Origin of the sequence: Alicycliphilus denitrificans K601, from assembly GCF_000204645.1 — a bacterium.
Lineage (GTDB): Bacteria > Pseudomonadota > Gammaproteobacteria > Burkholderiales > Burkholderiaceae_C > Alicycliphilus > Alicycliphilus denitrificans.
Genome location: NC_015422.1, coordinates 674,058 through 695,923, shown reverse-complemented (window position 1 = coordinate 695,923; position 21,866 = coordinate 674,058). Strand labels below are relative to the sequence as shown.

At 69.8% G+C, this 21,866-nt stretch carries 20 protein-coding genes and 1 riboswitch; of the genes, 8 read left to right on the top strand and 12 right to left on the bottom strand.

Annotated features, from left to right (window positions below):
• Nucleotides 1-11 precede the first annotated feature (11 nt).
• On the bottom strand, nucleotides 12-794 hold the full coding sequence (locus tag ALIDE2_RS03340; protein WP_013721389.1) for a sensor histidine kinase: 783 nt from the start codon (nucleotides 792-794) through the stop codon (nucleotides 12-14).
• A complete protein-coding gene (gene glmU / locus ALIDE2_RS03335) occupies nucleotides 791-2,215 on the bottom strand; it encodes a bifunctional UDP-N-acetylglucosamine diphosphorylase/glucosamine-1-phosphate N-acetyltransferase GlmU (protein WP_013517612.1) in 1,425 nt (474 codons plus the stop codon). Before glmU ends, ALIDE2_RS03340 begins: the two co-directional genes overlap by 4 nt.
• Nucleotides 2,216-2,266: 51 nt before the next feature.
• Here glmU and ALIDE2_RS03330 point away from each other — a divergent pair, with 51 nt between their 5' ends.
• The gene (locus ALIDE2_RS03330) at nucleotides 2,267-3,232 is read left to right on the top strand and encodes a LysR substrate-binding domain-containing protein (RefSeq protein ID WP_013721388.1); all 966 of its coding nucleotides are present in this window, start codon (nucleotides 2,267-2,269) and stop codon (nucleotides 3,230-3,232) included.
• 61 nt (nucleotides 3,233-3,293) lie between these two features.
• Here ALIDE2_RS03330 and tyrS read toward each other — a convergent pair whose 3' ends face one another.
• The gene (gene tyrS / locus ALIDE2_RS03325) at nucleotides 3,294-4,526 is read right to left on the bottom strand and encodes a tyrosine--tRNA ligase (protein ID WP_013517610.1); all 1,233 of its coding nucleotides are present in this window, start codon (nucleotides 4,524-4,526) and stop codon (nucleotides 3,294-3,296) included.
• A 189-nt stretch (nucleotides 4,527-4,715) separates the two neighbouring features.
• Here tyrS and ALIDE2_RS03320 point away from each other — a divergent pair, with 189 nt between their 5' ends.
• Both ALIDE2_RS03320 and ALIDE2_RS03315 read left to right on the top strand, forming a co-directional pair.
• Entirely contained in the window at nucleotides 4,716-6,080 is a 1,365-nt protein-coding gene (locus tag ALIDE2_RS03320; RefSeq protein WP_174764541.1) for a M23 family metallopeptidase, read from the top strand.
• 15 nt (nucleotides 6,081-6,095) lie between these two features.
• Complete coding sequence (locus tag ALIDE2_RS03315) at nucleotides 6,096-7,220, top strand: anhydro-N-acetylmuramic acid kinase (RefSeq protein ID WP_013517608.1); 1,125 nt, start codon at nucleotides 6,096-6,098, stop codon at nucleotides 7,218-7,220.
• Nucleotides 7,221-7,831: 611 nt separating this feature from the next.
• On the opposite strand, the gene erpA is transcribed toward ALIDE2_RS03315, so the two are convergent.
• From erpA to ALIDE2_RS03295, 4 genes are all read right to left on the bottom strand, one after another.
• Nucleotides 7,832-8,206: an iron-sulfur cluster insertion protein ErpA gene (gene erpA / locus ALIDE2_RS03310; RefSeq protein WP_013517606.1), complete on the bottom strand. Its 375-nt coding sequence runs from the start codon at nucleotides 8,204-8,206 to the stop codon at nucleotides 7,832-7,834.
• 163 nt (nucleotides 8,207-8,369) lie between these two features.
• Nucleotides 8,370-8,762, bottom strand: coding sequence for a 30S ribosomal protein S9 (rpsI, locus tag ALIDE2_RS03305; RefSeq protein ID WP_013517605.1), 393 nt, complete (start codon nucleotides 8,760-8,762; stop codon nucleotides 8,370-8,372).
• A 9-nt stretch (nucleotides 8,763-8,771) separates the two neighbouring features.
• Complete coding sequence (gene rplM / locus ALIDE2_RS03300; protein ID WP_041700593.1) at nucleotides 8,772-9,200, bottom strand: 50S ribosomal protein L13; 429 nt, start codon at nucleotides 9,198-9,200, stop codon at nucleotides 8,772-8,774.
• Between the two features lie 144 nt (nucleotides 9,201-9,344).
• On the bottom strand, nucleotides 9,345-11,141 hold the full coding sequence (locus ALIDE2_RS03295; RefSeq protein ID WP_013517603.1) for a serine/threonine protein kinase: 1,797 nt from the start codon (nucleotides 11,139-11,141) through the stop codon (nucleotides 9,345-9,347).
• Between the two features lie 200 nt (nucleotides 11,142-11,341).
• Here ALIDE2_RS03295 and ALIDE2_RS03290 point away from each other — a divergent pair, with 200 nt between their 5' ends.
• Nucleotides 11,342-12,235 (top strand): 23S rRNA (adenine(2030)-N(6))-methyltransferase RlmJ, encoded by an 894-nt coding sequence (locus ALIDE2_RS03290; RefSeq protein ID WP_041700590.1) that lies wholly within the window; start codon nucleotides 11,342-11,344, stop codon nucleotides 12,233-12,235.
• On the opposite strand, the gene ALIDE2_RS24825 is transcribed toward ALIDE2_RS03290, so the two are convergent.
• The 4 genes from ALIDE2_RS24825 to ahcY all read right to left on the bottom strand — a co-directional run bounded on the left by ALIDE2_RS24825 (nucleotide 12,236) and on the right by ahcY (nucleotide 16,344).
• Nucleotides 12,236-12,943: a septal ring lytic transglycosylase RlpA family protein gene (locus tag ALIDE2_RS24825; RefSeq protein ID WP_049787114.1), complete on the bottom strand. Its 708-nt coding sequence runs from the start codon at nucleotides 12,941-12,943 to the stop codon at nucleotides 12,236-12,238.
• Between the two features lie 38 nt (nucleotides 12,944-12,981).
• Complete coding sequence (metF, locus tag ALIDE2_RS03280; protein ID WP_013517600.1) at nucleotides 12,982-13,809, bottom strand: methylenetetrahydrofolate reductase [NAD(P)H]; 828 nt, start codon at nucleotides 13,807-13,809, stop codon at nucleotides 12,982-12,984.
• A complete protein-coding gene (locus tag ALIDE2_RS03275; RefSeq protein WP_013721386.1) occupies nucleotides 13,806-14,807 on the bottom strand; it encodes a TlyA family RNA methyltransferase in 1,002 nt (333 codons plus the stop codon). The genes metF and ALIDE2_RS03275 overlap by 4 nt, the downstream gene beginning before the upstream one ends.
• Before the next feature lie 106 nt (nucleotides 14,808-14,913).
• Nucleotides 14,914-16,344, bottom strand: a complete 1,431-nt coding sequence (ahcY, locus tag ALIDE2_RS03270) for an adenosylhomocysteinase (RefSeq protein WP_013517598.1) — start codon at nucleotides 16,342-16,344, stop codon at nucleotides 14,914-14,916.
• Nucleotides 16,345-16,417: 73 nt separating this feature from the next.
• A riboswitch (S-adenosyl-L-homocysteine riboswitch) is annotated at nucleotides 16,418-16,500 on the bottom strand.
• Between the two features lie 85 nt (nucleotides 16,501-16,585).
• Between ahcY and ALIDE2_RS03265 the strand changes: the two genes are divergently transcribed.
• The 4 genes from ALIDE2_RS03265 to ALIDE2_RS03250 all read left to right on the top strand — a co-directional run bounded on the left by ALIDE2_RS03265 (nucleotide 16,586) and on the right by ALIDE2_RS03250 (nucleotide 21,003).
• Nucleotides 16,586-17,356, top strand: coding sequence for an SDR family oxidoreductase (locus ALIDE2_RS03265; RefSeq protein WP_013721385.1), 771 nt, complete (start codon nucleotides 16,586-16,588; stop codon nucleotides 17,354-17,356).
• A 102-nt stretch (nucleotides 17,357-17,458) separates the two neighbouring features.
• A complete protein-coding gene (locus ALIDE2_RS03260) occupies nucleotides 17,459-19,084 on the top strand; it encodes a peptide chain release factor 3 (RefSeq protein ID WP_013721384.1) in 1,626 nt (541 codons plus the stop codon).
• 2 nt (nucleotides 19,085-19,086) lie between these two features.
• Complete coding sequence (locus ALIDE2_RS03255) at nucleotides 19,087-19,908, top strand: HAD-IIB family hydrolase (RefSeq protein ID WP_013517595.1); 822 nt, start codon at nucleotides 19,087-19,089, stop codon at nucleotides 19,906-19,908.
• A 60-nt stretch (nucleotides 19,909-19,968) separates the two neighbouring features.
• Nucleotides 19,969-21,003, top strand: a complete 1,035-nt coding sequence (locus ALIDE2_RS03250) for an ornithine cyclodeaminase (RefSeq protein WP_013517594.1) — start codon at nucleotides 19,969-19,971, stop codon at nucleotides 21,001-21,003.
• A gap of 105 nt (nucleotides 21,004-21,108) precedes the next feature.
• Here ALIDE2_RS03250 and ALIDE2_RS03245 read toward each other — a convergent pair whose 3' ends face one another.
• Complete coding sequence (locus tag ALIDE2_RS03245) at nucleotides 21,109-21,846, bottom strand: amino acid ABC transporter ATP-binding protein (protein ID WP_013517593.1); 738 nt, start codon at nucleotides 21,844-21,846, stop codon at nucleotides 21,109-21,111.
• Nucleotides 21,847-21,866: the final 20 nt, after the last annotated feature.

The following is a 21,866-nucleotide window of genomic DNA, read 5'->3' as shown; positions in this document are numbered from 1 at the left end:
CGCCGGGCGCACTACGCGGCGCCCGGCCAGTCGAGCCGGATGCTGCAGCCCGCGCCGGGCGCGGCCGCCGCGGTGATCGTGGCGCCATGGCGCTGCGCTATCGCCGCGCACAGCGCCAGGCCGGCGCCCACGCCCTCGAAGTCGGCCTCGCGGTGCATGCGCTGGAACACGCCGAACAGCTGCTGCGCGCGCGCGCCGTCGAAGCCCGCGCCGTTGTCCTGCACGGTGATGCGCACGCGGCCCTGCCCATCGGGCTCGGCGTGCACGGCGATGCGCGCCTGCGCCATGCCGCGCGTGAACTTGAGCGCATTGCCGAGCAGCTGGGCGAGCAGCTGGCCGAACAGCTCGGCATCGGCCCGCACGGCCGGCATGGCGGGCGCGACGTCCCACTGCACGCCGTCGCCGGCGCCGCCCAGCAGCGCGCGCGCCTGCTGCACGGCGGCGCCCAGGTCCACCGCCTGCAGCCGCAGCGGCACGCGGCCGGCGCGCGCGATGGCCTGCAGGCCGTCGATCATCAGCCCCATGCGGCGCGCGGAGGCATCCATGGTGGCCAGGAAGCCCAGCGCCTCCTCCACCTGGGGATACTGGGCCGGCAGCTCTTGCAGCAGCTCGCGCACCAGCGCGCCGTAGGAGGTCACGTGGCGCAGCGGCGCGCGCAGGTCGTGCGACACGCCGCGCAGAAACGCTTCGTGCGCGGCCGCCATGGCGGCCATCTGGCGGCGTGCCTCATCCAGCTCGGCCTGCAGCCGGTCCTGCGCGGTGCCGCCGCGCGTCGCGCCGCCTTCCGCCGTCATTTGGCCTGCCTGGCCGGACGCTTCCAGCCCGCGATACTCACCTGCTTGCCGCGCGCCACGCTCAGGGCGCCCGGCGGCGTGTCCTTGGTGATGGTGGAGCCGCCGCCCACCGTGCCGCCCGCGCCGATCGTGACGGGCGCCACCAGCACGCAATTGCTGCCCACGTGCACGTCCGCCTCGATCACGGTGCGGTGCTTGTTGGCGCCGTCGTAGTTGGCGGTGATGCTGCCCGCGCCGTAGTTCACGCGCTCGCCCACCGTGGCGTCGCCCAGGTAGGCCAGATGGTTGGCCTTGGCGCCGTCGGCCAGCTGGGAGTTTTTGATCTCGACGAAGTTGCCCACATGCACCTCGCGCCCGAGCTGCGCGCCGGGGCGCAGGCGCGCGAAGGGGCCCACGAGCGCGCCCTCGCCCACGCTGGCGCCGGCCTTCTCTCCGTCGATGTGGGTGAAGGGGTGGATCACCGCGCCCGCGCCGATGACGGCGTTGCCGATGTGGCAGTAGGCGCCGATGCGCGCGCCCTCGCCGATCTCCACGCGGCCGGTGAAGATGCAGCCCACGTCGATCTCCACGTCCTGCCCGCAGACCAGCTGGGCCCTGCCGCCGCGCGCGTCGTCGCGCAGGTCGAAGCGCGCCGGGTCGGCCAGGCGCACGCCCTGTTCCATCAATGCCTGCGCCTGGCGCTGCTGGTGCGCGCGTTCGAGCTCGGCCAGCTGCACCGGGCTGTTCACGCCGGCCACTTGCAGCGCATCCGTGATGCGGTGCGCCACCACGGGCACGCCGTCGGCCACGGCCATGGCGACGACGTCGGTGAGGTAGTACTCGCCCTGGGCGTTGTCGTTGGTCAGGCGCGCCAGCCAGGCGGCGAGCAGGCGCGCGGGCACGGCCATGATGCCGCTGTAGACCTCGCCGATGGCGCGCTCGGCCTCGCTCGCGTCCTTGTGCTCGACGATGCGCAGCACCGTGCCGCCGGCGCCGCGCACGATGCGCCCGTAGCCGGACGGGTCGGGCAGGCCGACGGTGAGCAACGCCAGGCGCTCGCCGCCCGACGCCTCGACCAGCGCGCGCAGCGTGGCGGCCTGCGTGAGCGGCACGTCGCCCGAGAGCACGACCACCGTGCCGTCGCCCGCCAGCCGCGGCACGGCCTGCTGCACGGCATGGCCCGTGCCCAGCTGCGGCTCCTGGCGCACGCATTGCAGGTCAAAACCGGCCCTAAGGCCCGCCCCGCCTGCGCAGGCAGCTTCCACTTCCGTAGCGCCATGGCCCGTCACCACCACCACGCGCCGCGCCTGCAGGCTGGCCGCCTGGTCCAGCACGTGGTGCAGCAGGGGCCGCCCGGCCAGGCGCTGCAATACCTTGGGAATGCGGCTTTTCATGCGCGTGCCCTTGCCCGCGGCCATGATGATGATGTCGAGTTGCGTCATTGGGATGGAGATGGATGCGCTTGCGGCGAAAGCGTGGATTATCCGGCTAGCATGTCCGCCATGCCCTCCCCCTCTCACCTGCGCACCCGCCCCGTCGCCGTGGGGCACTGGCGCGCGTTTCTTGCCGTCGCGCGGCACCTGAACTTCCGCGCCGCCGCCGACGAACTGGCCCTGACGCAATCCGCCGTGAGCCGCCAGATCCAGGCGCTGGAGGACGAGGTGGGCGTGCCCCTGTTCCTGCGCCACACGCGCGCCGTGGAACTGACCGGCGCGGGCGTGCAGCTGCACCGCGCCGTGGCGCCCGCGCTCGATCGGCTGGACGCCGCCGTGCGCCAGGTGCGGCAGATGGCCGGGCGGCGCAGCGTCGCCATCGCCACCTGGGCGAGCTTCGCCTCGATGTGGCTGATCCCGCGCATGGAGGAGTTCCAGTGCGCGCACCCCGACATCGACATCCGCATCGACACCAGCGACAGCGTGGTCGATCTGGACACCGCCGACGTCGATCTGGCTCTGCGCTGGGCCACGCCCGGCGGCTCCGCTCCGGGGGCCGAGCGGCTCTTCGGCGAGCAGCTCGCCGTGGTCGCGAGCCCCTGGCTGCTCAAAAGCATGCCGCCCGTGCGCCAGCCGGCCGACGTGGCGCGCTTCGCGCTCATCGAGGCGGGCGACGCGCACCGCCAGCCCTATTTCGACTGGATCACCTGGGGCCGCTGGTTCGAGGCCAACGGCCTGGGCGGCCTGCAGCCGCAGCGCTGGCTGTACCTCAACTACGCACAGCAGATCGCGCAGGCGGCGCTGGCAGGCCAGGGGCTGGCGCTCGCGCGCATGCCACTCGTCGCGCAAAGCCTGGCAGCGGGCGATCTGGTGGAAGTGCTGCCCGGCCACCGGCTCGACGCGCCGCTGGCCTACTGGCTGGTGATGGGCCCGCGCAGCGGCGAGCGGCCCGAGGTACAGGCCTTCCGCGCCTGGCTTCTGCTGCAGGCCGAGGCCACGCGCGCCGCCGTGGGCGAGCCGGATTGACTACGGTTTCGATAGCTGCCAGCGCTTTGCTGGCAAGCGCTAGAGGCCGATTTTCTATAAATCAGCCCAGCGCCACGCGCGCGAACTTGCGCTTGCCCACCTGCACCACGTAGGTGCCCGCGCCGAGCCTGAGGCCCTTGTCGCTCACCACGCCGCCGTCCACGCGCACGCCGCCGCCGTCGATCAGGCGGTTGGCCTCGCTCGTCGAGGGCGCGAGGCCGGCCTGCTTGAGCAGAGCGCCGATGCCCAGCGGCGCGCCGGACAGGCTCAGCTCGGGAATCTCGTCGGGAATGCCGCCCTTGCTGCGGTTGTTGAAGTCCTGCTCCGCCGCATCGGCCGCGGCCGCGCTGTGAAAGCGCGCCGTGATCTCCTTGGCCAGCATGACCTTGGCGTCCTTGGGATTGCGCCCGGCCTCCACCTCTTTCTTCAGCGCGGCGATCTCGGCCAGGCTCTTGAACGACAGCAGGGTGTACCAGTCCCACATCAGCGCGTCCGAGATGCTCAGCACCTTGGCGAACATGGTGTTGGCGTCCTCGGTGATGCCGATGTAGTTGTTCTTCGACTTGGACATCTTGTCCACCCCGTCGAGCCCCACCAGCAGCGGCATGGTGAGCACGCACTGCGGCTCCTGGCCGTATTCCTGCTGTAGATGGCGCCCCATGAGCAGGTTGAACTTCTGGTCCGTGCCGCCCAGCTCCAGGTCGGACCTGAGCGCCACCGAGTCGTAGCCCTGCAGGAGCGGGTACAGGAACTCGTGCAGGCTGATCGAGCTGCCGTCGGTGAAGCGCTGGTGGAAGTCGTTGCGCTCCATCATGCGCGCCACCGTGTATTTGGCCGACAGTTCGATCATCCCGCGCGCGCCCAGGGCGTCGCTCCACTCGCTGTTGTAGCGGATCTCGGTGCGCGCCGGGTCGAGCACCTTGGCGGCCTGGGTGTAGTAGGTCTCGGCGTTGACCTTGATCTGCTCGGCCGTGAGCGGCGGGCGCGTGCTGTTGCGCCCCGAGGGGTCGCCGATCAGCGTGGTGAAGTCGCCGATCAGGAAGATCACCTGGTGCCCCAGGTCCTGCAGCTGGCGCATCTTGTTGAGCACTACCGTGTGGCCCAGGTGGATGTCGGGCGCCGTCGGGTCCAGCCCCAGCTTGATGCGCAGCGGCTGGCCCGTGGCCTGCGAGCGCGCCAGCTTCTGCACCCACTCCTGCCTGGGCAGCAGCTCATCGACGCCGCGCAGGGACACTTCGAGCGCCCGCCCTACCTCATCGGTGACCGGGAATGTTGTAACAGCAGATTGATTCATAAGGGTTTTTTGGGGTGTCACCAAAGCCCCAGGGACTATACTCTCGGGCACTTTCAAGCAGCGGATTCTAGTGGCCCGCCCCCGCCTGGCGCCGACCACCCTCCGCAGCGCAACGACATTCCTGGTGCTTCCCGCCCTCACGCCCTCCCCGGCCCGGGCCTGGAGGCACCTATGCCTGGGGTAACACTCTTGAACAACGGCCTGACCACCGCCTGCCTGTTATTGCTCGACCGGCTCAAGCAATCCGTTCAAAAACATCCGAAACGCATCACCGCCGCCGTGGCGACCCTGCTGCTCACCGGCGGCGGCGGCGCCTTTGCCGTGGCCTCGTTCGCGCCGGACCCGGCCGACCTGCCCGTGACCACCGTGTCCCTGCCCGTGCAGTCGCTGGCCGGCGACGAGCAGCTGTCGTCGCTGGTGGACATGCCGCCCTTCGCGCTGTACCGCTCCGACACCACGCGCGGCTCCGACACGGCCGAAAGCATCCTGCAGCGCCTGGGCGTCGCCGATCCGGCGGCCGCAGCGTTCCTGCGCGGCGACGGCCTTGTGCGCCAGCAGCTGTTGGGCCGCTCGGGCCGGTCCATCTCGGCCGAGACCACCGACGACCACCGCCTCGTGCGCCTGACGGCGCGCTGGGCGCCGGACGAAGGCAGCCAGTTCCAGCGCCTCGTGGTCGAGCGCAAGGGCGACGGCAGCTTCGCCTCGCGCACCGAGACGGCGCCGCTCACCGTGGGCAGCCGGCTCGCCGGCGGCATCATCCGCAGCTCGCTCTTCGCCGCCACCGACGCGGCCAGCATCCCGGACGCCGTGGCCATCCAACTGGCCGAGGTGTTCTCGGGCGACATCGACTTCCGCCGCGCGCTGCGCAAGGACGACCGCTTCTCCGTGGTCTACGAGACCCTGGAGGCCGACGGCGAACCGCTGCGCAGCGGCCGCGTGCTGAGCGCCGAATTCCAGAATGGTGGCAAGACCTACAGCGCCATCTGGTTCCAGCCCCCCGGCGCGGGCAAGGGCTCGTACTACACGCTGGACGGGCAGAGCATGCGCCGCGCCTACCTGACCTCTCCGGTCGAGTTCTCACGCGTCTCCAGCGGCTTCGCCATGCGCCTGCACCCCATCCACAAGACCTGGCGCGCCCACCTGGGCACCGACTTCGCTGCCCCCACGGGCACGGCCGTGCGCACCGTGGGCGACGGGGTGGTGGACTTCGCCGGCGTGCAGAACGGCTATGGCAACGTGATCTACGTCAAGCACCGCAACCAGCATGTCACCGTCTACGCCCACCTGAGCCGCATCGACGTGAAGAAAGGCCAGGCCGTGGACCAGGGGCAGAAGATCGGCGCCGTGGGCGCGACGGGCTGGGCCACGGGCCCGCACCTGCATTTCGAATTCCGCGTCAACGGCGAGCACCGCGACCCCATGACCATCGCCCGCGAAAGCGAGTCCGCCCAGCCCGTGCCGGTAGCCGCGCGCCCCGCGTTCGACCGCCTGGCGGCGAACATGCGCGTGCAGCTGTCCTCGGCCGAGCAGATCATGCAGGCCAGCGCCGAATAAAGGCGCCGCCCACCAGTGGACAGCCGGGCGCGGTGGTACTTCGGGCTGATGTCGGGCACCTCGCTCGACGGCATCGATGGGGTTCTGGCCGAGTTTTCAGAGGGAAAATGCCGGGTAGCGCTTCATGGGTCTGCCCCATTAGCTCCTGATTTAAGAGCAGAACTCCTCGCCCTCAATACCAGCGGCAACGACGAGCTGCACCGCGCCGCGCTGGCCGCGAATGCCCTGGCGCGCGGCTATGCCGGGCTCGTGCACGGCCTGCTCGCGCAGGCCGGGCTGCCCCCCGAGGCGGTGCACGCCATAGGCGCCCACGGCCAGACGGTGCGCCACCGGCCCCAGGCCTTCGGCGGCACGGGCTACACGCTGCAGCTCAACAACCCGGCCCTGCTGGCCGAATGCACGGGCATCACCGTGGTGGCGGACTTCCGCAGCCGCGACGTCGCCGCCGGCGGCCAGGGGGCGCCGCTGGTGCCCGCCTTCCACCAGGGCGTGTTCGGCCAAGCGGGGCGCACGGTGGCCGTGTTGAACCTGGGCGGCATCTCCAACCTGAGCATCCTGCGCGCCGGCGGCGGCGTGCTCGGCTTCGACTGCGGCCCCGCCAACGCCCTCATGGACCACTGGTGCGAGCGCCACACGGGCCGGCCCTACGACGCGGCGGGCGCCTGGGCCCGCAGCGGCCGGCCCATTGGCGCCCTGCTCCACGCCATGCTGGCCGAGCCCTTCCTGGCCGCCCCCCCACCCAAGAGCACGGGACGCGACCTGTTCAACCCCCGCTGGCTGGCGCGGCAGCTGGACGGCACGGGAAGCGGCGACGCCAGTCCGCAGGACGTGCAGGCCACGCTGGCCGAATTCACCGCCCGGAGCTGCGCCCAGGAGCTGCGGCGCCACGCGCCCGAGTGCGGGCTGCTCATCGTCTGCGGCGGCGGCGCGCTGAACCAGTACCTGATGGAGCGCCTGCAGGCGCTGCTGCCGGGTGTCGGCGTCGAGGACTCGGGGTGCCACGGCCTGCCGCCGCTGCAGGTGGAGGCTGCAGCCTTCGCCTGGCTGGCGCGCCAGTGCATGGCGGGAGAGGCGGCCAACCTGCCCAGCGTGACCGGTGCCCGCGGCGCGCGCATCCTCGGTGCCATCTACCCTGCCTGATTCCAGTTTGCCGGCAATGAAAAAAACCGCCTTCGGGCTAGCCGTTCCGTTAAGGGGTTGCTAAGGCTCTGCTGATTGTTACAGAATGGGCTCCAGTCTTGGACTGGAGCCCTTTTTTGTCAGAAGAAAAATCTCCTTCAGGGTCTGGGAGGCTGAAGAAGTGGCCGTGGCGGTATCCGCCGACGGCCGCCGGCATCCAGGTCAACCATTGCAAGAACCCCTGCTGCCTGAACTTTGGGGTGGCGCCGCTGCATGACCGTAAGCGAGGTCGACCGTTCGGAGGCGGCGCCGAGCCGATGCCGGGCGATTGCATCGTCGGGGCGACAGGGAGGTCACTCCCAAGCCTCAAATGCCTGCTTTGCGGGGAAATCTTTCCCATGCAAAGCAACCTCGCACGCCCAGGCCCCGTGGCAGAGGAAGACATCCTCTACTTCGTGCCTGGCGAACCGCCTCGCCAGCGGGCGCCGGCAACTCATTGAGCCCCAGAAGAAAGCTCCTCACAGCGCGAGGCTGGAGGGCAATCAATGAGGTTCCGGCGGGCGCTTAGCAACTCCTTAACGGAACGGCTAGGCCTTCGGGCGGTTTTTTTCATTGAGGGAGGGACCCCGCGGTCACTGATCCTGGACCGAGAAGCTCGAACCGCAGCCGCAGGTGGTCTCGGCATTGGGGTTCTTGATGACGAACTGCGCGCCCTGCAGGTCTTCCTTGTAGTCGATCTCGGCGCCCACGAGGTACTGGTAGCTCATGGCGTCGATGAGCAGCGACACGCCATTCTTCGTCATGGTGGTGTCGTCCTCGTTGGTGATTTCGTCGAATGTGAAGCCGTACTGGAAGCCCGAGCAGCCGCCCCCCTGCACGAACACGCGCAGCTTGAGGTCGGGGTTGCCCTCCTCGGCGATCAGCTCGGCTACCTTGGCCGCCGCGCTGTCAGTGAAGAGGATGGGTGCGGGCATTTCGGTATCGGCGGGGGTGGCAACGGCGCTCATGGATTGCTCCAATGTTCAAGAACTGGATGGATGCTACTGCAAACTGCCTGGCAGCCGGGGGGCCTGCGGCTTTGCCGCCAGAGTCCATGGGGCCTTTTGGTGGCCCCTGGAAAGCACAAGGCCACCCGAGGGTGGCCTTGTGGATGGGCAGAACCTGCGCGGATCAGCGCTTGGAGAACTGCTTGGCGCGGCGTGCGGAGTGCAGGCCGACCTTCTTGCGCTCGACCTCGCGGGCGTCGCGGGTCACGAAGCCGGCGGCGCTGAGCTGGGGCTTGAGCGCTGCGTCATAGTCGATCAGGGCGCGCGTGATGCCGTGGCGGGCAGCGCCGGCCTGGCCGGATTCGCCGCCGCCGTGCACGTTGATCTGGATGTCGAAGGCTTCGACGTTACCGGTCAGCACCAGCGGCTGCTTGGTAATCATGATCGAGGTCTCGCGGCCGAAGTACTGCTGAATGTCCTTGCCATTCACCGTGATCTTGCCGGAGCCCTTCTTCAGAAACACACGGGCGACGCTGGACTTGCGACGGCCGGTGCCATTGTTCCATTCACCAATCATCTCGGCTCCTTAGATTGCCAGGGGCTTGGGCTGCTGGGCGCTGTGCGGATGCTCCGCCCCGCCGTAGACCTTCAGCTTCTTGATCATGGCGTAGCCCAGGGGGCCCTTGGGCAGCATGCCCTTGACGGCCTTTTCCAGGGCGCGGCCGGGATGCTTGGCCTGCAGGTCGCGGAAGTTGGTGGCCGTGATGCCGCCGGGGTAGCCCGAGTGGCGGTAGTACACCTTGTCGAGCGACTTGGTGCCGGTGACCTTGAGCTTGGATGCATTGACGACGACGATGAAGTCACCGGTGTCGACGTGAGGCGTGTAAATGGCTTTGTGCTTGCCGCGCAGACGGAGTGCCACTTCGCTGGCGACACGTCCGAGCACCTTGTCGGTGGCGTCAATCACAAACCACTCGTGCACGACCTCAGCGGGCTTTGCGCTGAAAGTAGTCATGAGTTTCTCTTCTGAGAGGGTTTGACGGTCCTTTTCCACGGTCGGTGCTCCTCTGGCGGGAGCCTCTTAGGTGGGTGCATGCTCCGCCGCGGGACCAAAAATCGCTGCGAAGCCTGCCATTATACGAAACCACGCGGCGCAGGTCTATTGCGCGTAAAGCTGGCGCTGCAGTTCCTGCTCCTCATGCCTGAGGCGGTTTTCCACGCAGACGGGGTGGCGCGCCATGCCGGCCTTCTGACATTCCCGGTGGATGCACATGGGCCGCGCGAAGAAACCCGCGGACGCGCATGCCTCGTCCGGCCCCGGCGGCGCCGCGCGCGGTGCGGGCGGCGCTGGCGCGGGCATGGCCTGCTGCACGGCCACGGGCGCGGGCGGCGGGGCGGGGATCTCGCCCTCGCGGCGCGCGGGCATGGGCCTGGCCACCTCAGCGGCCGGCGCGAGCCCCATGTCCGCGGGGTGAAGCAGGGCGCTGGCGGTGACCTCGTGCGTCGCGCGCATCAGCCCCGGGGGCGGCGCCGGCTCCGCCAGTTCGGTGATGATCTCGCTCTCCGGGGTGCGGTGCGGCGCGCGCTCGCGCTGCATCCACCACAGGCTGCCCACGAGGGCCATGGCGGCCACGGACCCGGCCATGGCCCACATCATCGGCGCCTGCCCGCCGGTGCGGTGCACCTGCGCCGCCGCGCCCGAAGAGATGTCCGCCTTGCCTGGCTGCCCCGCCGCAGTCCCATGGCCGCGGCCCTGGGCGCGCACGCGGTGCCGGCGCCGCGGCGGGCGCTCGCGCGAGGGCGGCGGCGCGACCTGCGTGTCGGCGAACGCCGGCGCGGCACCGGCATCCGCCACTGCGGTGGAAGCCTCGCCCGCCCGTTGCGCGGCGGATACCGCCAGCGGCGCGGACTGCGGCTGCGACAGCGTCATGGCGTCGATCATGGGCACGGCCACGCCCTGGGCGTCCTTGCTCTGCGGCTCGACCCAGATGTCGCCCAGCGCGTCCCGGAAGTCGAAGGACTCCAGCCCCGCGGGCGCCTCCGCCATGCCCATGGCCTGCACGAAGTCGGCGACGGACTGCGGCCGCTCCTGCGGCTGCAGCGCCAGGCACTGGGCGATGGCCTCGACGAAGGGGCGCGAGTATTCGATGCCGAACTGCCTGCGCACCGTGCGCGCCACGCGCGGGAACGGCACCATGCGGTCGCGCACGGCGCGCAGCGTAGCGGGCAGCGGCGTGTCGTTGCACAGGCAGCCGTGGACCACGGCGCCCAGCGCGTACAGGTCGCTCCAGGGGCCCTGCCCCAGCTCGGCCGACGCGTCGGCGTACTGTTCCAGCGGGGCGTAATGGACCTTGAGCACGGCCGCATGCCCATGGCTGCCGCCGCCGATCGCGTGGCGCGCCGCACCCAGGTCCAGCAGCACCGGCGGCCCGTGGTCCTGCAGGAAGATGTTGTCCGGCGATATGTCGCGGTGCAGCGTCTGCCCGTCGTGCAGCACACGCAGCGCGCTCGTGACCGACCACAGCAGCGTACGCAGCCAGGCCTCGGGCGGGGGCGTGCGCATGTGGGCGCGCGCCTGCTTGAGCGTCATGCCGCGGTACAGGGGCATGACCATGTAGGCCGTGTGATTGGCCTCCCAGAAGCGGAACACCTTGACCAGGCTGGGGTGGTCGAAGCGCGCGAGCAGCCGCGCCTCGTCCACGAACGAGGCCAGGCCCGCCTGGAACGACTGTTCGTTCGACGAGGAGCGCACCCACAGCGAATGCCCGTCCGCGCGCCCGGCCAGCGACGCGGGCATGTACTCCTTGATGGCCACGCAGCGCTGCAGGGAATGGTCGAACGCCTGGTAGACCATGCCGAAGCCGCCCACGCCCAGCAGGGCCTGCACCTCGAACTCGCCGAGCCGCGTGCCCGGCGGCAAGGCATCGGCGTGGCTGGGACGGGGAACGGCGGACATGGGGGCGGGGATGGGTGCGATGGCTGGCAAGGTGGGAAGCGCGGCTCGCGCGCACGCCCATGGTCGATGCGCCGGCAGACGGTCAAGGGCCGCCATGATGGCGCAGGCCGCCGCCGCGGTCGGCAACAAAGCGCATCTGTCGGCCAAAAACATCACTCGGCCATGACGGCGAGCGCATGCGGCTCGCTACCATTGGGCGCATGTTCAGCTATCGCCACGCCTTCCATGCAGGCAATCACGCCGACGTGCTCAAGCACACGGTGCTCATCGCCACTTTGCAACATCTTCTACAGAAAGACGCGGCTCTCACCGTGCTGGATACACATGCCGGCGCGGGCCTGTACCGGCTGGACGGGGACTACGCGAGCACCAGCGCCGAGTCAGCGGACGGCATCCTGCGCCTGGTCCCGCCTGCCGCGCCCGCCGCGCTGGCGCCGGCGCTGCAGGACTACGTGGACATGGTGCGCGCCTTCAACCAGGGCGAGGCCACGCGCGTCTATCCCGGCTCGCCCTTCATCGCCCAGCGCCTGCTGCGCGCCCAGGACAGGCTCAAGCTGTTCGAGCTGCACCCCACGGACGCGCGCGCCCTGGCGGGCAATGTGGCCCAGCTCGATGCCGGCCGCCAGGTGGCGGTGCTGGCGCAGGACGGCTTCGAGGGCGCCAGGCAGTTCTTGCCACCCCCAAGCCGCAGGGCGCTCGTGCTGTGCGACCCCAGCTATGAAATAAAGAGCGACTACGCGCGCGTGCAGGACATGCTGCAGGATGCGCTCAAGCGCTTCGCCACGGGCGTGTACGCCGTCTGGTATCCCATCATCCCTCGGCCCGAGGCGCATGAGCTGCCGCGCCGGCTCAAGACCCTGGCACAGAAGGCCGGCAAGTCCTGGCTGCACGCCACGCTGACGGTGAAGTCCGGCAAGACGGCGCCGGCTGGCACCGCGCCGGGCCGCCGGCCCGGGCTGCCGGCCAGCGGCATGTTCCTGATCAACCCGCCCTTCACGCTCGATGCCGCGCTGCGCGCGGCCCTGCCGCAGATGGCCGAGCTGCTGGCCCAGGACCGGCACGCAGCCTGGACGCTGGAGGGCGGCGCGCCGTAGTCAGCGGCGCTTGTTGCGCCGCGGCTTGCGCGCGGCTGGCGCCTTCGCCTTGGGCGCGGGCTGCTGCAGCGCCTTGGCGGCGGCCTCGGCGTCCAGCCCCAGGCCCGAGCCCTGGGCGGCCGGCTCCAGGCTTTCGGGGCAGGCCTCGTCGTCTGCCCCCAGCTGCCACAGCTCCACCGGCTTGATGCCCAGGCCCACCATGCCGAGCTCCTCTGCCGCGGCGCGGCTCAGGTCGATGATGCGCCCGGGCGTGAACGGCCCGCGGTCGTTCACGCGCACGATGACCGTGCGGCCGTTGACCAGGCTGCGCACGCACAGGCGCGCGCCAAAGGGCAGGCTGCGGTGCGCGGCCGTGAATTCCTCGCGGTCGTAGCGCTCGCCGTTGGCCGTGCGCCGCCCGTGCAGGCTGTCGGCATACCAGGATGCCTGGCCGCTGGCGAGCAGCACCGGCGCCTCGGGCTCGGGTGCACGCAGGGCCGGCGCGCCCGAGCCTTCGCCGGGTCGGCGCTCGGGCTTCATGCGCAGCGCCGGCTCGCGGGGCGCCGGCCGGGCGGGAGGCGCTGCCGCGGCGGCAGGCGCTGGCGGGGCGGCAGTGGGAGGGGCGGATTTGGCCGCTGGCTGCGGCTGCTGCACGGCGCAGCCTGCCAGCACGGCTGCGCAGACGGCCGGCAGCAGGCGTCGCAGGAGGGAAGGCCGGACCAGGGACATGCCATGCACCATAGCAGCCCCGGCCTGGCGGTGCCGTTCTAGCACCCGATCCGCTCGCAGAGCGCCAGCGTCGCCGCGCTCTGGTTCATGGTGTAGAAGTGCAGGCCCGGCGCGCCCGCGCGCACGAGCTGTTCGCACAGCCGGCCGACCACGTCCAGGCCGAAGGCGCGGATGCTGGCCATGTCGTCGCCGAAGCCCTGAAGGCGCAGGCGGATCCAGCGCGGGATCTCGGCGCCGCAGGCATCGGAGAAGCGCATCAGCTGCGAGGAGCCGGTGATGGGCATGATGCCCGGCACGATGGGGATCTCCACGCCCAGGCGGCGCGCGTCGTCCACGAAGCGGCTGTAGGCGTCGGCGTTGAAGAAGTACTGGGTGATGGCCGAGTCGGCCCCGGCGCGCACCTTGGTGGCGAAGGCCTGCAGGTCGGCCTCGGGGCTGCGCGCCTGCGGGTGCATCTCGGGGTAGGCGGCCACCTCGATGTGGAAGTCACGCCCGGTCTCCTGGCGGATGAAGGCGACGAGGTCGCTCGCGTACTGGAATTCGCCGCCCAGCCCGTAGCCGCTGGGCAGGTCGCCGCGCAGCGCCACCAGGCGCTTGACGCCCATGGCCTTGAGTTCGGCGAGCTGCTGGCGCACGCCGGCCTTGGTGGCGCCGATGCAGGAGAAGTGCGAGGCCGCATCCACGCCCTCTTCGATGATGGCGCGCACGGTGGCGAAGGTGCCCTCCTGCGTGGAGCCGCCCGCGCCGTAGGTGACGGAGCAGAACTGCGGCGCGCGCGCGTACAGCTGCCGGCGCACGGCGCGCAGCTTGTCGGCGCCCTCGGGCGTCTTGGGCGGGAAAAACTCGAAACTCACCGGCAGGCTCATGCCGCCCTCCTTGCATGGATGAAAAACTCGCGGTTGCCGTCGCCACCCTGGATGGCGCTGCCGTGCCAGCCGATCACCTGCAGGCCCAGATCCGCGCAGCAGGCGCGGATGCGCCGCTCGACCTCGGCGTAGAGGTCGGCGTCGCGCACGATGCCGCCCTTGCCCACCTGGCCGGGCTGCAACTCGAACTGGGGCTTGACCAGCATGAGCAGGTCGCCGCCCGGCGCCAGCAGCGGCACCAGGGCCGGCAGCACCAGGGTCAGCGAGATGAAGGACAGGTCGCCGGTGACCAGGCCGAACGCCTGCGGGATGGCCACGTCCTCGCGCCCGGGCAGGCGCCGGCGCAGGGTGGCGAGCCGGCCCTCGGCGCGCTCCCGCGCCCTGGTGGCGCGCTCGGCCTTGAAGGCCTCGATCTCGTGCTCCTTGGCGTCCTGGCTGTCGTCGTATGCGTCGTCGACCAGGCCGCCGTTGCGCATCCAGGCGTAGGGTGCCTCGGGCTGGGTGTCGTTGTCCTCGGGCTCGGCCTCGACGCGCTCGCTGAGGGCCTCCTCGCAGGCCTCCAGCAAGGTTTCGGGCGTCATGTGGCGCGCGTTCAGCCCTTCCACGCCGATCACGCGCGGGTCCGCGCGCAGGCGCTCGTGCAGCTGGCCCTGGCCCACGTCCACGCCCACGACCTGCGCCGCGCCGTGCTGCAGCAGGCAGTCGGTGAAGCCACCCGTGCTCTGGCCCACGTCCAGGCAGCGCAGGCCCGCGACCTGGATGCCCGTGGCGGCCAGCGCGCCTTCGAGCTTGAGCCCGCCGCGCGAGAGGTACTTGGCCTCCGCCGCGTCGAGCAGTTGCAGCTCGGCGCCCGCGGGGATGTCGTCGCCGTTCTTGGCGACCCTGTTCCAGGGCAGGCTGCTGGCCAGGCGCCACTGCACGCCAGCGGCGATCAGGCGCTGGGCCTGCGAGCGGGTGGCGGCGTGGCCGCCTTCCACCAGGAATACGTCGGCGCGCATGGCGCTTGTCCTCTCTTGTTTTAATAGCTGCTGGCGCTCATCTACAGACGGTTTCAGATATTTTTCTATCTGAAATGGCGTAGATGCTGCGTCGGCAGCTCCTGGTTCAATAGCGGTAGGTGTCGGGCTTGTAGGGCCCGCTCTTGTTCACGCCGATGTAGGCGGCCTGCGCGTCGGTCAGCTCGGTGAGCTGCGCGCCCACCTTCTTCAGGTGCAGGCGCGCCACCTTCTCGTCGAGGATCTTGGGCAGCACGTAGACCTTGCCCGCCTCGTAGGCGTCGGGGCGCGTGTACAGCTCGATCTGTGCCAGCGTCTGGTTGGCGAACGAGTTGGACATGACGAAGCTCGGGTGGCCCGTGGCGCAGCCCAGGTTCACCAGGCGGCCCTTGGCCAGCAGGATGATCTTCTTGCCGTCGGGGAAGGTGATGTGGTCCACCTGGGGCTTGATCTCCTCCCACCGGCAATGGGCTTCCAGTTTGGCGACCTGGATCTCGTTGTCGAAGTGGCCGATGTTGCAGACTATCGATTCGTCCTTCATCGCCTGCATGTGCTCGAAGGTGATGACGTCGCGGTTGCCCGTGGTGGTCACGAAGATGTCGGCTCGTGGCGCGGCGTACTCCATGGTCACCACGCGGTAGCCCTCCATCGCCGCCTGCAGCGCGTTGATGGGGTCGATCTCAGTCACCCACACCTGGGCGCTGAGCGCGCGCAGCGCCTGGGCGCTGCCCTTGCCCACGTCGCCATAGCCGCAGACTACGGCCACCTTGCCGGCGATCATCACGTCGGTGGCGCGCTTGATGCCGTCCACCAGCGACTCGCGGCAGCCATAGAGGTTGTCGAACTTGCTCTTGGTCACCGAGTCGTTCACGTTGATGGCGCGGAACTTGAGCGTGCCCTTGGCGGACATCTCGTTCAGGCGGTGCACGCCGGTGGTGGTCTCCTCGGTCACGCCGATGATCCGGGCGCTCTTGCGGCTGTACCAGGTGGCGTCCTCGGCCAGCTTGGCGCGGATGGCTGCGAAGACGATCTTCTCCTCCTCGCTGCCAGGGTTGGCCAGCACGGACGGGTCCTTCTCGGCGCGCATGCCCAGATGCATGAGCATGGTGGCGTCGCCGCCGTCGTCCAGGATCATGTTCGGGCCTTCGTCGGCCGAGCCCTTGGGGCCGAACTCGAAGATGCGGTGGGTGTAGTCCCAGTAGTCTTCGAGCGACTCGCCCTTGACGGCGAACACCGGCACGCCCGTGGCGGCGATGGCGGCAGCCGCGTGGTCCTGCGTGGAGAAGATGTTGCACGAGGCCCAGCGCACGTCGGCGCCCAGCGCCTTGAGCGTCTCGATCAGCACGGCGGTCTGGATCGTCATGTGCAGGCTGCCGGTGATGCGCGCGCCCTTGAGCGGCTGCTGCGCGGCGAATTCCTCGCGCACGGCCATCAGGCCGGGCATCTCGGTCTCGGCGATGCGGATTTCCTTGCGGCCCCAGTCGGCCAGGGAAATGTCGGCGATGGCCGAATCTGGGGAGGCTTTGAGAACTGCGCTCATGGCGGCTTCCTTCTGAGAAGATTTGAAAAAGCCACGCGCCCGGGGGATGGAACCGTTCACCGCACAGGACTGGCGTGGGTGAGCGTCGTTGCAAGAATGGGTTCCGAGCCTCACGCCCCGCCGGTAGCTGGGGACGCTGCAACGCTCCTCGGAACCGTTAATTATAGAGTTGTCGCCTGCGTGGCTGCCGTGCCCTGCGCGGCGCCCGACACTGGGATATTCATTTTTTCAGGAGCACTGCATGGACCCCAAGGACAAGGTCGCCATCGTCACCGGCGGCGCCAGCGGCATCGGCCGCGCGCTCGCGCAGCGGCTCGCGGCCGAGGGCGCGCGCGTGGTCGTGGCCGACCTGCACCTGGAGCCTGTGCAGGCCGTGGCCGACGAGGTCAAAGGCATGGCCGTGCGCTGCGACGTCAGCCGCGAGGCCGACATCCAGGCCCTGGTGGCCGCCACGCGCGAGCGCTATGGCCGCGTGGATGCCTACTTCTCCAACGCCGGCATCCTGGGCCGCCCCGGCGGCATCGAGCTGGAGGACCCGCTGTGGGAGGCCATGTGGCACATTCACGGCATGGCCCACGTGTGGGCGGCGCGCGCCGTGGTGCCCGCCATGGCGGCGCGCGGTGAGGGCTTCTTCCTCGTCACCGCCTCGGCGGCGGGGCTGCTGAGCATCGTCGAATCGGCCCCGTATGCCGTGACCAAGCACGCGGCCGTGGCCTTCGCCGAGTGGCTGCGCATCGCCTACGGGCGGCGCGGCGTGCAGGTGGCGTGCCTGTGCCCGCAGGCGGTGCAGACGGCCATGATCTCGGACGGCGGCGGCTCGGCCGGCGTGGACGGCGTCCTGCCGCCCGGGCAGGTGGCGGGCGACGTGCTGCAGGCCATGGGCAGCGGCCAGTTCCTGGTGCTGCCCCACGCCGAGGTGGCGCAGTACTACGCCGCCAAGGCGCAGAACCCCGACCGCTGGCTGGGCGGCATGCAGAAGCACTACGCGCGACACATGCAGCAGCAGGGCTGAGGGCGGCCGGTAAAATCGCGGGCTATCTCCGGCGCGGTCCCGTCCGCGCCGCCGCATTGCCCGGGGGGCCCGCAGGCCCCTGCCACCACCTCTGGAACCCTCGTGTCCTACGCCTCAGAAACCCGGCGCCGCCGCACCTTTGCCATCATTTCCCACCCCGACGCGGGCAAGACCACGCTGACAGAGAAGCTGCTGCTGTTCTCGGGCGCGATCCAGATCGCCGGCGCCGTCAAGGGCCGCAAGGCGAGCCGCCACGCCACGTCCGACTGGATGGAGATCGAGAAACAGCGCGGCATCTCGGTGGCATCGAGCGTGATGCAGATGAGCTACCGCGACCACGTCATCAACCTGCTGGACACGCCCGGCCACAAGGACTTCTCCGAGGACACCTACCGCGTGCTCACGGCCGTCGACTCGGCCCTCATGGTCATCGACGCGGCCAACGGCGTGGAGGCGCAGACGCGCCGCCTGATCGAGGTCTGCCGCCAGCGCGACACGCCCATCATCACCTTCGTCAACAAGATGGACCGCGAGGTGCGCGACCCGCTGGACATTCTCGACGAGGTGGAGCGCGAGCTCGGCATGCCCTGCTGCCCCATGACATGGCCCGTGGGCCAGGGCAAGAACTTCGGCGGCATCATCGACCTGCGCACGCAGAGCATGACCGTGTTCCAGGCCGGCAGCGAAAAGCGCCCCGAAGACTTCGAGGTCATCCCCTTGGCCGAGGTGGACAAGCTGCGCGCGCGCTTCGGCCAGGCCTACGACGACGCCATCGAGAGCATGGAGCTGGCCGTGGGCGCCTCCATCGCCTGGGACCACCAGGAATTCCTGGCCGCCCGGCTCACGCCGGTATTCTTCGGCTCGGGCGTGAACAACTTCGGCGTGATGGAAGTGCTCAACGCCGTGGTGGACATGTCGCCCCCGCCCGGCCCGCGCGTCGCCTTCACCGAGGTGAACCGCCAGCGCGAGGAGAGGACCGTCCACCCCGAGGACGAGAGCTTCGCCGGCGTGGTCTTCAAGGTGCAGGCCAACATGGACAGCAACCACCGCGACCGCATCGCCTTCGTGCGCGTGGCCTCGGGCAAGTACACGCCGGGCATGAAGATGAAGGTGCAGCGCACGGGCAAGGAGCTGCGCCCCACCAGCGTAGTCACCTTCATGAGCCAGCGCCGCGAGGCCGTGGACGAGGCCTACGCGGGCGACATCATCGGCTTCACCACGCACGGCGGCGTGCAGCTGGGCGACACCATCACCGACGGGCCCAGCCTGCAGTTCACCGGCCTGCCCTTCTTCGCGCCCGAGATGTTCATGACCGTGGTGCTCAAGAACCCGCTGCGCACCAAGCAGCTGCAGCAGGGCCTGATGCAGCTGGGCGAGGAGGGCGCAATCCAGGTCTTCAAGCCCGAGGCCGGCGGCAACATGCTGCTGGGCGCCGTGGGCCAGCTGCAGTTCGAGGTGGTGCAGCACCGCCTCAAGACCGAGTACGACTGCGACGTGCGCCTGGAAGGCTGCCAGTACACGGGTGCGCGCTGGATCACCGCCGACACGCCGGCCGAGCTGCGCGAGTTCGAGAACGCCTACCCGCTGCGCATGGCGCGCGACGCGGCCGACACGCTGGCCTACCTGTGCACATCGCCCTATGACGTGCGGCTGGCGCAGGAGCGCTTCCCCAAGATCCACTTCCATCCGCTGCGCGAGCACGCGGGGCTGGCGCTGGGCACGAGCTGAACATGCAGCCGCTCGCACTCTGGCAGCCGCCGCGCATCGCCGGCCTGCTCACCGACATCGACGACACGCTGACCACCGAAGGCGCGATCACGCCCGACGCGCTGGCCGCGCTGGCGGACCTCAAGGCCGCGGGCCTGCACGTCATCCCCATCACCGGGCGGCCCGTGGGCTGGAGCGAGCCCTTTGCCCAGGCCTGGCCCGTGGACGCGATCGTGGCGGAGAACGGCGCCGTCGCCCTGCTGCCCGGAAGTTCGAAGCAAACCGGCTCACAGAGCGCACCGGACAGGCGCATGCAGCTATCAAAGATATACCAGCAGGACGACGCCACGCGCGCCGCCAACTACGCGCGCATGCAGCAGGTGCTGGCCGACATCGAGGCGCGCGTGCCCGGTGCGCGCCGCGCCACGGACTCGCCGGGGCGCGAGTGCGACATCGCCATAGACCACAGCGAGTTCACGCACCTGCCGCAGGCGGCCATCGACGAATGCGTGCGGATCATGCGCGCCGCGGGCATGAACGCCACCGTGAGCAGCATCCACATCAACGGCTGGTATGGCGCGCACGACAAGCTCGAAGGAGCGCGCTGGATCGTGCGCGAGCTGCTTTCGCGCGCGCTGGACGACGAGCTCGGCCAGTGGGTCTACGTGGGCGACTCCACCAACGACCAGCGCATGTTCGAGCATTTCCCGCACAGCGTGGGCGTGGCGAACATCGCGCGCTTCGTGCCTCAACTCTCGCACCTGCCACGCTACGTGACCCAGAGCGAGCGCGGCGCAGGGTTTGCCGAGCTGGCGCGCGCCATCCTGAACGGCCAGGCGCGCTGATTTGCCCTCGGGCGCCACGGCGCCCACAATGGCACGCAGCCCCACCCAAGCGCCGCTGCCATGACCCGCTTCATAGACCTGCCCACGCTGGCCGCCCTGGTGCACGACATGGGCGCCGCCCATTTCCTGTGCGAGCTGGCCGACGAGATCCACACCGATTTCCTGCGCTGGAGCGCGTTCGACAAGACGGCGCGCACGGCCAGCCACAGCCCGCATGGCGTGATCGAGCTCATGCCCGTGTCCGACGACACGCTCTACAGCTTCAAGTACGTCAACGGCCACCCGGGCAACCCGGCCTGCGGCCTGCCCACGGTGATGGCCTTCGGCATGCTGGCCGAGGTGGCCACGGGCCTGCCTCTGCTGCTGTCGGAGCTGACCCTGGCCACCGCGCTGCGCACCGCCGCCACCTCGGCCCTGGCGGCGCAGGCGCTGGCGCGCTCGGGCAGCCGCAGCATGGCGCTGATCGGCAACGGCGCGCAGGCCGAGTTCCAGGCCCTGGCATTCCATGCGCTGCTGGGCATCAAGGAGCTGCGCGTGTTCGACACCGCGCCGGACGCCACCGACAAGCTGCTGCGGAACCTGGCGCGCACGCCGGGGCTGAAGATGATCCGCGCGGCGTCGGTGGCCGAGGCCGTGCGCGGCGCCGACATCGTGACCACGGCCACGGCAGCCAAGCGCCACGCCCGCATCATCACGCCGGACATGCTGGAGCCGGGCATGCACCTGAACGCCGTGGGCGGCGACTGCCCCGGTAAGACCGAGCTGCACCCCGGCGTGCTGCGGCAGGCGCGCATCGTCGTCGAATACGCGCCGCAAAGCCGCGTGGAGGGCGAGATCCAGCAGCTGGCCGAAGACCACCCGGTGACCGAGCTGTGGCAGATCCTGTCGGGCCAGGCGAGCGGGCGCGAACATGCCGGCCAGGTCACCGTCTTCGACTCCGTGGGCTTCGCGCTGGAGGACCATGCCGCCCTGCGTTTCATCCACCGCCAGGCCCTCGCGCGGGGGCTGGGCGCGGACCTGGCGCTGGTGCCCACGGACGGCGACCCCAGAGACCTGTTCGGGCGCACGCGCAGCCACCTGCGCAGGGTGGTTTGATTTTTAGCCAGGGCGCTCGTAAACGTCCGTACAGCAAGCGGCTGCAGCTATCAAAAAAGAAAAAGGTGCCAATGGCACCTTTTTGCATGGCGACCCGGCACGGGGTCAGTGCTGCAGGATTTTGTTGAGGAAGTCCTTGGTGCGCGGCTGGCGCGCGTCGGGGTTGCCGAAGAACTCCTCCTTGCTGCAGTCCTCCAGTATCTTGCCGCCCACGTCCATGAAGATGACGCGGTTGCTGACCTTCTTGGCGAAGCCCATCTCGTGCGTCACGCACATCATGGTCATGCCCTCGTGGGCCAGGCCCATCATCACGTCGAGCACCTCGCCCACCATCTCGGGGTCCAGCGCCGAGGTGGGCTCGTCGAACAGCATGACGATGGGGTCCATGGACAGGGCGCGCGCAATGGCCACGCGCTGCTGCTGGCCGCCCGAGAGCTGGCCCGGGAACTTGTCCTTGTGCGCCGTGAGGCCCACGCGGTCGAGCATCTTCAGGCCGCGCTTCTTGGCGTCGTCGGGGCTACGCCCCAGCACCTTGATCTGTGCGATGGTCAGGTTCTCGGTCACCGAGAGATGGGGGAACAGCTCGAAGTGCTGGAACACCATGCCCACGCGCGAGCGCAGCTTGGGCAGGTCGGTCTTGGGGTCGTGCACGGCCGTGCCGTCGACCCAGATCTCGCCCTTCTGGATGGGTTCGAGCGCGTTGATGGTCTTGATGAGCGTGGACTTGCCCGAGCCCGAGGGGCCGCAGACCACCACCACCTCTCCCTTCTGGATGCTGGTGGAGCAGTCGCTCAGCACCTGGAAGCTGCCATACCACTTGGAAACGTTCTTGAGTTCGATCATGTGAATTCCTTCCGAAAAAA

Coding starts and splice junctions, on each gene's coding strand:
- ALIDE2_RS03250 (WP_013517594.1), top strand. CDS start 19,969: ATGACCCGCTTCATAGACCTGCCCACGCTGGCCGCCCTGGTGCACGAC.
- ALIDE2_RS03290 (WP_041700590.1), top strand. CDS start 11,342: ATGTTCAGCTATCGCCACGCCTTCCATGCAGGCAATCACGCCGACGTG.
- ALIDE2_RS03255 (WP_013517595.1), top strand. CDS start 19,087: ATGCAGCCGCTCGCACTCTGGCAGCCGCCGCGCATCGCCGGCCTGCTC.
- ALIDE2_RS03340 (WP_013721389.1), bottom strand. CDS start 794: ATGACGGCGGAAGGCGGCGCGACGCGCGGCGGCACCGCGCAGGACCGG.
- ALIDE2_RS24825 (WP_049787114.1), bottom strand. CDS start 12,943: ATGTCCCTGGTCCGGCCTTCCCTCCTGCGACGCCTGCTGCCGGCCGTC.
- erpA (WP_013517606.1), bottom strand. CDS start 8,206: ATGAGCGCCGTTGCCACCCCCGCCGATACCGAAATGCCCGCACCCATC.
- rpsI (WP_013517605.1), bottom strand. CDS start 8,762: ATGATTGGTGAATGGAACAATGGCACCGGCCGTCGCAAGTCCAGCGTC.
- ahcY (WP_013517598.1), bottom strand. CDS start 16,344: ATGAGCGCAGTTCTCAAAGCCTCCCCAGATTCGGCCATCGCCGACATT.
- ALIDE2_RS03275 (WP_013721386.1), bottom strand. CDS start 14,807: ATGCGCGCCGACGTATTCCTGGTGGAAGGCGGCCACGCCGCCACCCGC.
- glmU (WP_013517612.1), bottom strand. CDS start 2,215: ATGACGCAACTCGACATCATCATCATGGCCGCGGGCAAGGGCACGCGC.
- ALIDE2_RS03295 (WP_013517603.1), bottom strand. CDS start 11,141: ATGTCCGCCGTTCCCCGTCCCAGCCACGCCGATGCCTTGCCGCCGGGC.
- rplM (WP_041700593.1), bottom strand. CDS start 9,200: ATGACTACTTTCAGCGCAAAGCCCGCTGAGGTCGTGCACGAGTGGTTT.
- tyrS (WP_013517610.1), bottom strand. CDS start 4,526: ATGAATCAATCTGCTGTTACAACATTCCCGGTCACCGATGAGGTAGGG.
- ALIDE2_RS03245 (WP_013517593.1), bottom strand. CDS start 21,846: ATGATCGAACTCAAGAACGTTTCCAAGTGGTATGGCAGCTTCCAGGTG.
- metF (WP_013517600.1), bottom strand. CDS start 13,809: ATGAGCCTGCCGGTGAGTTTCGAGTTTTTCCCGCCCAAGACGCCCGAG.
- ALIDE2_RS03265 (WP_013721385.1), top strand. CDS start 16,586: ATGGACCCCAAGGACAAGGTCGCCATCGTCACCGGCGGCGCCAGCGGC.
- ALIDE2_RS03330 (WP_013721388.1), top strand. CDS start 2,267: ATGTCCGCCATGCCCTCCCCCTCTCACCTGCGCACCCGCCCCGTCGCC.